Below are 11,784 nucleotides of genomic sequence, written 5' to 3' on the forward strand. Positions count from 1 at the left end.
TGCGTCAGATTCGTTACATTTTCCAAGTGGCTGAAATATACCATATAGCGTTACCTCAGTTCGTTAGCCACAGTGAAAATGAAATGAATCCTTTATTGAACTTTGAGATTTGGGAGAATGAGCGGGGAAAACAGTCGCTTGTAATGATAGCGCTGATAATCTTGGATTACGAGTTACTTGCAAGTTTGAAGAGGGAATTGGGGTGGCTTAGTACCCTTACCTAGCCATTGAAAAACAAAACAGTTATGACATTTCGCAATACGCGTACGACAGGAAGGGGCTCAAAATGTGATAACCATCAGTCTGTGCATGATTGTGAAGAACGAGGAACGCATGCTAGCGCGCTGTCTCGACTCGGTTGCTGGCATCGCTGACGAGATCGTCATTGTGGATACCGGTTCATCAGATCGCACGATGGACATTGCTGCGCAGTACACCAACCAGGTCTACACGTATGAATGGAAGGAAGACTTTGCAGCAGCGCGGAATGAGTCATTCGCCAAGGCCACGCAGGAGTATATCCTGTGGCTGGATGCGGACGATGTGCTGCTGCCCGCGGAACGGGCGAAGCTGGAGGTGTTGAAGCAGCAGCTTCCGTCTGAGGGGGAAGCGGCGGCTGTGATCTTGAACTACACGCTGGCCGAGGGGCCGGAGGGGAGTCCGCTTGTGACGGACCGACGACTTCGCCTGGTTAAGCGGGATGCCGGGTGCCGCTGGCATGGCCGGCTGCACGAGCAGCTTAGCTTCCCGCGGGGCGAGGTCATTACGGCAGACATTGCCGTCACGCATCGCCGCGAAGCGGGACATCATTCGGCGCGAAACGTGCGCATTCTGCGCAAATGGATCGCCGAAGAGGGCGTAGCCCAAGGTCGCCTGCTGTTCTATTATGCAGGCGAATGTTATGACCGCCAGCAGTATGCGGCGGCGGCACGCGGGTACGCGAAGCTGCTGGAGCAGCCAAGCGGGTACCGCGAGGATCGCCTGATTGCATGCGCGAGGCTGGCGGAATGTTATGAACGACTGGGCGAGACAAGCCGCAAGCTGGGGGCATTGCTGCAATCGTTCCAGTATGATCTGCCACATGCCGATTTCTGTTGCGCCATTGCTGCCTGTTTCCATGAACGGCATGAACCCGTCTCGGCGATCTACTGGTATATGCAGGCGGTCGATGTGAGCAGCCGCGATCCAGGTCTTCGCCCGGTGCCTGTCGCCTGTCGCACCTGGTTGCCGCATGCCCGGCTCTCCCTTTGTTATGCCCATCTGGGCAACTGGGAGCAGGCATTGATGCATAACACCAAAGCCCGTGAGTATTTGCCCAACGATCCAGGGCTGCTTGCCAATCGGCAGAAACTCGAAGTAGTGGTGCGCAAAGAGATGAAGGAACGGGAAGAACGTGGTGCAGAGTCACCTCGTAAGTAAGGAGACGAACTGGGGCAGATGAGGACTGAAGCGTTTGAAGCGGGGAAAAGGAAATAAGGCAAATAGATTGAAGCATAAGTGAAAGAGCAGAAGCAGAATGATAGATAAATTATAATGCTGCCATATGTTTTAAGTCCGATAGATACGAATTGTTAATGAACAAAAGAAGCCCCGCTTAACCGAAAGAGTCGGTGAGTGGGGCTTCTTACGCTTCGCGTACCCCAAAAGTATCTCCAATCATGATGTAATGTAAGTAAGCATTTTTTGGGGGGTTCACAAGCCTTCCACAGCGTAGAACTTCTGGTGTGCGATGCAGTGAAGATTACGCATCAAGATGAGAGTTGAGTATTCAGGGCCGTCATATTAGCTGCTAGTACGTTGTTTTACTTTTCCGGTGCCAGGCAGCGCACATACTGGTCTTTCATCCGTAAGCTTTTGCACGCCCAGCCCCGTCCATCATATATTTCATCATCGATATTGAGGGTAATGTTCTCATCCGTGTATTCATTCCAGTTTTCAATCCGGAGTGTGTTTTCACTTTCCCATTCAAGATGGTTATTCCCATGGTGCTCGGCACGATAGATCGTTTTTACCGTGGAGTCCTCTGGGGCATCCGTTTTCTTCACATCGACCCAGATCGTAACGCCGCCTGCCGCACCACCGTAAGGTACGCCGTAAATCTCGGCAGTATATTCACCGTTTCGCGAAGGCATGGAATAACTCAGATCTCCCAGCTCGGAACGGTCAAATGTGGAGAAGTATGGACGGAGCCAGAAGTACAGGAATACGGAAGCAAAAAGCACAAGGATCAATAGTGTAAATGTAGTGAGAATTGGGTGTCGACGTATCCATGACTTTGATGGTGATTTGTTTGAAGGATTAATTCCATGAGGATGTTGTTGTTTCATAATAAATTACTCTCCTTTGAAGGTGTTGGTTAGGAACAATAAGGAAATCGATATGTAGATGTAGATATGCCAAGGTTCTCTCTTTAAGCTATTTGTTAATTGATGGTAACACATTATGTTATTGATTAAAGCAGGTTCGAGCATTTTACAGTAAAACGCGGTTGCTCATTCGGGGCTGGGCCGTTAAACTAAAGGGAGCGGCGTTTGCTTGACGGACAAGTCATGAGAACGCCATTTTGTTGTCAAGGATGCGGTATATGAGCCGCTTTCGGATGTCAGAATCGGATCGGACCAAGCTGGTGGAAGAACACCGGTGATAAGTAAGGAGTCTTTACATGAGTGTGCAAACACCTACTATTGAAGAAGCGCAGGGTCTCCTGCAAAAATATTATGGCTACCCCGACTTCCGTGAGGGACAGAAAAAGATTGTAGCCAGCCTGCTCGAACGTGAAGATACGCTCGGCATTATGCCAACCGGGGGCGGTAAGTCGATCTGTTATCAGATCCCCGCTCTGTTATATTCGGGTCTGACACTAGTTGTCTCCCCGTTGATCTCATTAATGAAGGACCAGGTCGATGCGTTGACGACCGCCGGAATTGCTGCCGCGTATATTAATAGTACACTTAGCGGCAAAGAAGTGAATGATCGCATCCGCGCGGCGCAGCGCGGTGAGCTGAAGTTGCTCTATGTCGCGCCTGAGCGACTGGAGCTGGATTGGTTCCGCGAGGAGATGGGCTATTTGCCTATCTCGTGCGTTGCTGTGGATGAGGCCCACTGTGTGTCTCAGTGGGGACATGATTTTCGGACAAGCTACCTGGCGGTAGCGCCGTTTGTGGACAGTTTGCCGGAGCGGCCGGTGGTTGCGGCCTTCACGGCAACAGCGACGCCCGAGGTCATGGGCGATATTCTGCGGCTGCTGCGTTTGCAGGACCCGCAGACGTATGTGACCGGACTTGGGCGGGATAATCTGGCGTTTAGCGTGCTTCGCGGCGAGAGCAAGAAGGACTTTGTCCTGAATTATGCGCGCGAGCATGCCAGCGAGCCTGGAATTGTATATGCCGCCACCCGTAAGGACGTGGATGATCTGCATCAGCGTTTGTTGCAGGCGGGATTGCCAGCTGGACGCTACCATGCCGGCATGACGGACGATGAACGGGCCCAGAGCCAGGAAGCTTTTTTGTACGATGATATCCGAGTGATGGTGGCAACGAATGCGTTCGGGATGGGGATTGATAAATCGAACGTGCGTTACGTAATTCATAACAGCATGCCGAAGAACATGGAGGCATATGTACAGGAAGCCGGACGTGCAGGCCGGGACGGAGAGCCCAGTCAGTGTATTCTGCTATTTGGGGCACAGGACATTATCACCCAGAAGTTCCTGATTGAGCAGAATCCGATGGAGGGCGACCGCAAACAGAACGATTACCGGAAGCTGCAACAGATGGTGGATTACTGTTACACGACGCGTTGTCTGCGCAGTGCGCAGCTGGATTATTTCGGTGAGGTGCATGACGATACACCTTGCGGCATTTGCAGTTCCTGTACGGACGACCGCGAGCTGGTAGATATGACGATTGATGCACAGAAAATATTCAGCTGCATTCACCGCATGCGTGAACGGTATGGTGTATCGCTGGTCGCTTCGGTGCTCAAAGGCTCCCGTGCCAAAAAGGTGCTCGATTACGGCTTCGATTCCCTGCCAACCTACGGTGTGATGGGAAATCGCACAGAGCGCGAGATATCGGAGATCATCAACGTGATGGTATCGGAAGGATATCTGATGCTGTCCGAGGGGCAGTATCCGGTCGTTCGTTTGCAACCACTTGCGGTGGAAGTGCTGAAGGGTCAACGTGAGGTGATGCAGCGTGTCGTGCGCAAGACAGCGGCGGCGGCTTCGGGTACAAACTATGGTGGACGTCGTGGACGCGATGCGATGCCATCTGCGGTTAACGAGACGGTATTTGAACAACTTCGTCTGATCCGTCGTGATCTGGCGGCGAAAGAGCATGTGCCGTCGTACATTATCTTCAATGACGCGACCCTGCGCGAGATGAGTGTGGTATGTCCACAGACGGAACGTGACATGCTGGATATCAAAGGGGTCGGTGAAGTCAAGTATCGCAAGTACGGACTTCCGTTCCTGGAGTTTTTCCAGAAGCAATCGGGCGAAGAAGTGGATACGGATGATGATGCATTTTACGAGTTTGAGTAGTATGCAAAGGTATAATCAGATATGAGCAAGTTGGGATGAAGTGTGAATTGTGGTTATATTCGCGCTTTCAGGTCTTTGAGGCTCAGGTGCGTAAAGCATAAATGATTGTAGAGGTGCTATATGTCTATCCAGAGGATATCTTCAAACCTGTCGAAAGCCGGAGCGCAATTAAGTTTGAAATGAACTTGGACTATAGTGTGTCTCTGTATTGTGGACAAATTAAGGTGAATTGTCTTTCAAAGGGTGGACATTGGCGTTAGGAATGTCTGAAAGTAGCATGTACAATATGTGGTTTTATTTATTTGGTTGCGCACTGTATGTTGTGTTTTTGGTTTGGCGGGGTGTATATGCTTTTTGAAAAGAGTGTCCACTCTTTGAAAGACAAAAGTAGAAAATGTCCATGAGACATGGAATGGCTAGTTCAAAGAGGTTTGCATGAACAGCATCCGGGGCAGGATGGCTGTGCAGCTTTACTTTTACCAAAAAATATGGTCTGGGTGTCCAGGCAAAGGTTGTGAACCATGAAGGTTATTCTTTCTACATTAAATGCAAAGTACATCCATACCTCCTTGGCCTTGCGTTGTCTGAAGGCGTACAGTGAGAAGGATTTTGATATTGACCTGGCGGAGTATACGATCAAAGATCCAGTCATGAACATTGTGTCCGATCTGTACCAGCGCGGCGCGGACGTGATTGGGTTCTCGTGTTACATCTGGAATATCGAAGAGACGATAAAGGTCATTGATAATCTAAAAAAGGTTATGCCTGACGTGAAAATTTTGCTGGGCGGGCCGGAAGTGTCCTACGACACGGAATATTGGATGAACCGAATTCCCAATGTCGATTTCATCGTGATGGGTGAAGGGGAAGAGACGCTGCATCAGCTGTTGATGGAGCTGGAAGGAAGCAAGAAGTTCCACTTTGTCTATGGACTGGCGTATCGCAAAGGGGAAGAGGTTATTCTCATGCCAGGACGCCCGAAAGCGGATCTGAACGATCTGCCGTCACCGCACCGATTTGAAGAGGATATTCCCGACCTCGGGAAACGTGTGGTTTATTTTGAGACCAGCCGGGGCTGTCCGTTCAGTTGTCAGTTCTGTCTGTCCAGTATTGAGGTCGGCGTGCGGTATTACGATATTGAGCGGACCAAGTCGGATATTCTGTACCTGATTGAGAAGGGTGCGAAGCTGATCAAGTTTGTGGATCGGACGTTTAACATCAAGCGGGATTATGCACTCGAAATGTTCAAATTCCTGATTGAGAATCATCAGGGGACGGTGTTCCAGTTTGAAATTACGGCGGACATTATGCGTCCCGAGGTACTGGATTATCTGGCAGAGAATGCGCCGCCGGGCACATTCCGCTTCGAAATCGGGGTTCAATCCACGAATGATCCGACGAATGAACTGGTGAAACGTCGCCAGAACTTTACCAAGCTGAGCCGGACCGTCAACAAAGTCAAAGCCAGTGGAAAAATCGACCAGCATCTGGATCTCATCGCCGGACTGCCGGAGGAAGATTACAATACGTTCCGCAAGACGTTTAACGATGTATTTGCCCTGGGGCCGGAAGAACTGCAACTTGGATTCTTAAAAATGCTGCGTGGTACGGGCCTGCGTCTGGATGCGGAGAAGTATAACTATACGTATATGGATCACGCGCCGTATGAGATTTTGGGTAGTGATGTGTTGCCGTTTAGCGACATCGTACGCCTGAAGCGGCTGGAGGATGTATTGGAGAAATACTGGAACGCACATCGGATGGACCATACGCTGAAGTATCTGATGGAGCAGGAGTTCAACTCGCCGTTTGATTTCTTCCAGGCGTTCGGGGATTACTGGGAAGGTCAGGGTTGGCAGAAGATCGGGCACCAACTGGAAGATCTGTTTACTCGTCTGCACAGCTTCCTGGAGTCGCGAAACACGCCGCATATGGAAGTCGTGCTTGGCCTGATGAAGCTGGACTATTTCCTTGGCCACAAATATAAACCACGCAAAATCTGGTGGGAAGATCCGCTCCAGAAAGACCAGTGGGCGGGTTATATGAAAACGTTGGCTGAACGTCCGGAAGACGTTCGTCTGCCACGTGTTGCCGGTGCCGCTGGCACGGCATGGCTGGAAAGCAGCGGCACGGGTGCGAGTGCCGCTGTGGGAAGTTCGGCCGCTGCCGGAGAAGACTTTGCCGCAGATGCGGCGGGTGTGATCGGCAGCGAAGCCGGGGGTGCAGCGTCGCTCCCTGCGGGCGACGCAACAGAGTCCGCCGCGGATGGAGCGGCGGACGGGGAAGACGGCAACGCTTCGCGTACGTTGCCGATGACCTCGGCCATGACCGCACAGACGGTCATGGGTGCCCGTGCTTTCGCCGACCTTGGTCTCGGCGAAAAGGAACTGCAGAAGCACACCGTACTGGATGTGCTTCCGTTCCGGCTTGAGCGTGTGCTAGCTGGCGCCAGCCCGCTTGCCGCGAAAGGCCGGACGCTGCTGGTCGTTGTGTACCAGCAGCACGAAGGGCAGCAGGCGCAGTATTACATGCTGCCGCTGGGAGAAGAAGCCGCTGCCATGTAGGTGCAGCGACCTTCCACAAGCTGCATGGCCAATTGGCATCATGCAGAAGGGAGAGGTGCCACGGCTTCGCGGTCGTGGCACTTTATTGGCAGACATCACGGCTATGCGCGGGTGATGCCTGCATTGATGAGCACCGCGTCAATGAACGTGGTGCATCCTAATAAAGTGCTTGCACCCATCGGGCGCAGCACCTCACCCTTACGCGGCTTGCCGTTGCATAAGCCGCGCTCTTGCTTTACTTTTACAGCATGATATGTTTCCAAAAGCATCGGAAGGTCATCTGATTCCCAAACGGGATGAAGAATGATCTTCTTTTTTTGTTTGCCAGTTACATAGAATCACATGTCGAATTCAGTCAAAGGAGTGTTTCGTATGAATGATAAGACCAGAACCGAAGAGACAACCACTGTATCTAAAGGTTCAGCTGACTCACTACATGTCCATATTCCCTATAACGCTGTACATATTCAACACATTCATCAGATATAGGGTAGACGAATTTAGAAATCCATTCGGCGAAGCTAAACCTAGAATTCCACGATAACCTTCAGCATTGACGCCTGTACAATCATCAAGCCTCTAGGATGCACTCGACCTTCTTCAAGGAACACCACAATCCCATCCACTAACTTTGCGAATTACTTCTTGTGTAATATACTTAGTATATTAATATTATGATGTCAGGGTGGTTTTGTGGAATTGCATTTATACGAGCAGATATATAGCTATATTGTACAAGAGATTAAAGAAGGTCGCTTAAACGAAGGTGACCGGGTCTCTTCTGAAAAAGAGCTGGCTGAACAATTTGGCGTCAGTCGTATTACATCTAAAAAGGCTTTGGAGAAATTAGCAGATTCTGGGGTTATTAAACGAATACAAGGAAAAGGTTCATATGTGGCCGATGGTATCATTGGAGGACAAGAACCGAAGCATTATTCAGAGGTAAGAACAACTTTGGTTCCTGAGGACGATAAGCGGGTGATCGGGTTTATTATACCGAATTTTTCTGACGAGTTTGGCCTGGAACTTCTTAGATCGATGGAAAAGCGGAGTGCTGAGCATAATTATCAACTCGTTATCAAGCGAACTTGCGGAGATCGGGATGAGGAAAAACGTGCGATCGACTTATTTATTGGTTTAGGCATCAAAGGATTAATCGTGACCCCCATTCATGGTCAACACTATAATTCTGAACTGCTCCGACTTGTATTAGATCGGTTTCCAATTGTTTTGGCCGATAGATATCTAAAAGGAATTCCGGTTTGTTCGGTATATACAGACAATAAGAAAGCAGCCATGGATCTTACGCGTCATCTGATTAGCAAAGGTCATAAAAAAATTGCCTTTTTATCTCCGCCGGAAGAGAACACTTCAACATTGGAGGAAAGGCTGCTCGGATATACGTTTGCCTTCACCCAGGAAGGAATGAATTTGAACAAAGATTATGTATTGACGAACTTGAAGGGCACCCTTCCCAAGAACATAAATGGAACAGCGATTGAAAATGATAAAGAAACAGTAAAGCATTTTTTGAAAAAACACCCTGATGTAAAGGCATTTGTCGCATCGGAATTTCTAATAGCTACCATGCTGGCTCAAGTCATCCACTCGATGGGGAAATCTCTGGAGGAATTCGAGATCGTTTGTTTCGACTCCCTGAACGATCACTTGGGTCAACCCATCTTCACTCATATTAAGCAGGATGAGAAGCAGATGGGTGAATTGGCAGTGGACATGTTAATCTCTCAACTGCATGGAACAGCAGTTCCCGAGCTGAACATTATTAACCATCGTATGGTTGTGAAAAATAACGGATAGGGTTTATTCAAGTGCATTTAAACCAAAGCAAGGATATTGTTCAAAGTGTCGAGAAGTCCCGATGGGCTTTTCGGCACTTTTTTTGATATCAGACATATCAAACTTCCAAGCAGGGACCTTCCTGACCTGATATCGCAAGAAAAACCTCGTTTTGACGCAGTCTGTCTTCTATGAAGTATGTGGATAGGCGTTTTTCTTATGGTTAAGCATGTCTCACATTAGGGAATTGGTTAGGGGACCGGAGGTTAACCAACCTTGAAACGTCGCTCTCTACATCTAAATTATAGCCATACATCATGAATAGTGATGTCGTAATATTGCAATTGACATGTTTTATAATGTCATATTAATATACTTAGTATAACTAGTGGGCTCCTATAACAAATTCACGGTGTTCATCATTTTCTGATTTTATAGTTCATATCACCAGAGTTGTTAGCGCTTACATAAGTTGTGGATGATCAGAAAATGAAGTGGATTCTATAGGAATTCAAGTTAAACGAATTCATTTAACTTAAGGGGGACTTTGAATGAGGAGATCCAAAAGATTCGCATTTCCAATTCTTGTTTGCTTTCTGGTTATGTTACTGCTTGTAACGGCTTGTTCAACGAAGGGAGGCTCTGGTGATCAGGCCGGAGAGGGGATTACAACGGTTACGATGTGGCATGGTCTTACCTCCATTGATTTAGATAATATGAATAAAGTCGTGAAGGCATTTGAAGAGAAAAACCCTACGATCAAAATGAATTTGGTTTATACAGAATCTAACGAGGGATCCGACCAGAAGCTGCTGACTGCAGTCGCAGGCGGCAATCCTCCTGACGTTGCACTTTTCGATCGATTTAAGGTCGGTACTTGGGCTGCGCAAGGTTCTCTGACTGACTTATCCTCGATGGCAGCAGAATCCGGAATACGTAAGGAAATGTATTATCCATTTGCATGGGAGGAGTCCAGTTATCAAGGAAAGCTTTATGCAATGCCGATGGATACGGACTCTCGCCTGCTATTTTACAATAAGGATCATTTCACAGAAGTAGGGTTGGATCCCAACAAACCACCACAAACGATCGCCGAGCTTGAAGCGGCCGCCGATAAGTTAACCATCAAGGAAGGTAAACGTTTCAAACGGATCGGGTTCATCCCATGGTATTCGCAAGGCTGGCTGTATACTTGGGGATGGGCATTTGGAGGAGAATTCCAGGACGCTGCCACCGGCAAAATTACCGCAAATGATCCTAAAGTCGTGGAAGCATTACAATGGATGACCGACTTCGGTAAAAAATACAATGTCGAGGATATTGCCGGATTCACAAGTGCAGCGGGTACGGAGGAAATGGATCCGTTCATTTCCGGTCAAGTCAGCATGAAGATAAGTGGAAACTTTACGGTGAAGGGTATCGAAAAATTTAAGCCGGATTTAAACTACGGTGTTGCACCCATACCGACCCCAACAGGTACTAATTTTACGACATGGTCGGGAGGCGGGTCCGCTATTATCCCTAAAGGCGCCAAGAACGTTGCTGCTGCTTGGGAATTCCTCGAATTCTTAGGGAAAGAAGAGGGGCAAACGTTATTAAACGCTGACTCTCAAATTTCCGTTATTGATTCGGTTAACGACAAATACGGTTACAAAGACGATCCGATTATGAAGGAATTTATTAATATTTTGCCCAATTCACACAACCGCCCAGTTATTCCTGAAGGACAACTGCTGTGGAATGAGTTAGCTTCCGCTACGGAAAAGGCTACCCGCGGTAACGGTACTCCGAAAGAGAACCTGGATAGAGTAACAGAGACGGTTAATAAGGCTTTAGAAAAATACGACAAATAGAGTGCTCGGTAGGCAAGGGGAGCGAACTCTCTCTCCTTGCCTATTCATGAATGACAATTGGAAGGAGAATGTACATGGCGAAACTGGCCGATCCAGTTCAAGTAAAAGCAATTCCATCGGCAAGGAAACGAGCACTCCACAGAACTAACGCGATTGGGTGGCTATTTGCTTCACCTTGGGCTATAGGGCTGCTATGCTTTTATGCAATTCCCATGCTAATGTCCATCTACTTCAGCTTCACTACTTACAGCATTCTGCAGCCTGGTGAATTTGTCGGAATGAATAATTATAGAGATCTTTTTCATGATCCTCTGTTTTGGAAATCCATATACAACACGATTTATTTTACGGTATTTTTTGTTCCATTAAGTATATTTTTCGGTGTGGCACTCGCTATGATGTTGAATATGAAGGTTAAGGGTATGGCTGTATTCAGAACGATCTTTTTCTTACCTACTCTCGTGCCACAAGTAGCTCTGGCTGTTCTGTGGATGTGGCTGTTACATCCAAACTTCGGATTGGTGAACGGGATATTAGCGAATATAGGTATCGATGGACCCGCTTGGCTTGGTGGTGAGTCATGGTCCAAGCCCTCTCTCATTCTGATGTCGCTTTGGGGTATTGGGCAAGCGGTCGTTATCTACCTTGCTGGATTAGGAGACATTCCTGAGGAGTACTATGAAGCGGCGCAAATCGATGGAGCTAACTGGTTTCAGAAAACGAGAAAGGTAACCCTGCCTTTGCTCACTCCCGTTATTTTCTACAACCTTGTCATGGGAATGATTGGTGCATTCCAACAGTTTACTCTTCCCTATACGTTGACCAAAGGGCAAGGAACTCCTGCAAATTCCATGACTTTTTACGTCATGTATTTATATGAGAACGGATTCAGGTATTTCAAAATGGGTTATGCCTCCGCAATGGCCTGGATCTTATTTATTATCGTTATGGCATTAACCGGAATTATTTTTATTACTTCTAAACGCTGGGTTCATTATCAGGGGAAATAAGGAGGAGGAAGTAAGGG

At 48.2% G+C, this 11,784-nt stretch carries 7 protein-coding genes; 6 read left to right on the forward strand and 1 reads right to left on the reverse strand.

Annotated elements, in window-relative coordinates; translation table 11 throughout:
- Positions 1–288: 288 nt before the first annotated feature.
- Entirely contained in the window at positions 289–1,419 is a 1,131-nt protein-coding gene (locus MKZ12_RS07825; protein ID WP_339259713.1) for a glycosyltransferase family 2 protein, read from the forward strand.
- A 383-nt stretch (positions 1,420–1,802) separates the two neighbouring features.
- Here MKZ12_RS07825 and MKZ12_RS07830 read toward each other — a convergent pair whose 3' ends face one another.
- The gene (locus MKZ12_RS07830; protein WP_339259715.1) at positions 1,803–2,327 is read right to left on the reverse strand and encodes a DUF5412 family protein; all 525 of its coding nucleotides are present in this window, start codon (positions 2,325–2,327) and stop codon (positions 1,803–1,805) included.
- Between the two features lie 335 nt (positions 2,328–2,662).
- Between MKZ12_RS07830 and recQ the strand changes: the two genes are divergently transcribed.
- The 5 genes from recQ (at position 2,663) to MKZ12_RS07855 (ending at position 11,767) form a co-directional block, all read left to right on the forward strand.
- Positions 2,663–4,543 carry a DNA helicase RecQ gene (gene recQ, locus MKZ12_RS07835; protein ID WP_339259716.1) on the forward strand — a complete coding sequence of 627 codons (1,881 nt, stop codon included), beginning with the start codon at positions 2,663–2,665 and terminating at the stop codon, positions 4,541–4,543.
- A 521-nt stretch (positions 4,544–5,064) separates the two neighbouring features.
- Positions 5,065–7,107: a B12-binding domain-containing radical SAM protein gene (locus MKZ12_RS07840; RefSeq protein ID WP_339259718.1), complete on the forward strand. Its 2,043-nt coding sequence runs from the start codon at positions 5,065–5,067 to the stop codon at positions 7,105–7,107.
- Positions 7,108–7,800: 693 nt separating this feature from the next.
- Positions 7,801–8,925 (forward strand): GntR family transcriptional regulator, encoded by a 1,125-nt coding sequence (locus MKZ12_RS07845; protein WP_339259720.1) that lies wholly within the window; start codon positions 7,801–7,803, stop codon positions 8,923–8,925.
- Between the two features lie 530 nt (positions 8,926–9,455).
- Positions 9,456–10,757: an ABC transporter substrate-binding protein gene (locus MKZ12_RS07850; protein ID WP_339259722.1), complete on the forward strand. Its 1,302-nt coding sequence runs from the start codon at positions 9,456–9,458 to the stop codon at positions 10,755–10,757.
- A 74-nt stretch (positions 10,758–10,831) separates the two neighbouring features.
- Positions 10,832–11,767 carry a sugar ABC transporter permease gene (locus tag MKZ12_RS07855; protein WP_339259724.1) on the forward strand — a complete coding sequence of 312 codons (936 nt, stop codon included), beginning with the start codon at positions 10,832–10,834 and terminating at the stop codon, positions 11,765–11,767.
- The last annotated feature ends 17 nt before the right edge of the window (positions 11,768–11,784 follow it).

The sequence above is a fragment of the Paenibacillus sp. FSL R5-0713 genome (assembly GCF_037973325.1).
GTDB lineage: Bacteria > Bacillota > Bacilli > Paenibacillales > Paenibacillaceae > Paenibacillus.

What these genes read in the sequence shown, in the direction of transcription:
- MKZ12_RS07830 (WP_339259715.1), bottom strand. Translation starts at nt 2,327, where the DNA reads ATGAAACAACAACATCCTCATGGAATTAATCCTTCAAACAAATCACCA.
- recQ (WP_339259716.1), top strand. Translation starts at nt 2,663, where the DNA reads ATGAGTGTGCAAACACCTACTATTGAAGAAGCGCAGGGTCTCCTGCAA.
- MKZ12_RS07840 (WP_339259718.1), top strand. Translation starts at nt 5,065, where the DNA reads ATGAAGGTTATTCTTTCTACATTAAATGCAAAGTACATCCATACCTCC.
- MKZ12_RS07850 (WP_339259722.1), top strand. Translation starts at nt 9,456, where the DNA reads ATGAGGAGATCCAAAAGATTCGCATTTCCAATTCTTGTTTGCTTTCTG.
- MKZ12_RS07855 (WP_339259724.1), top strand. Translation starts at nt 10,832, where the DNA reads ATGGCGAAACTGGCCGATCCAGTTCAAGTAAAAGCAATTCCATCGGCA.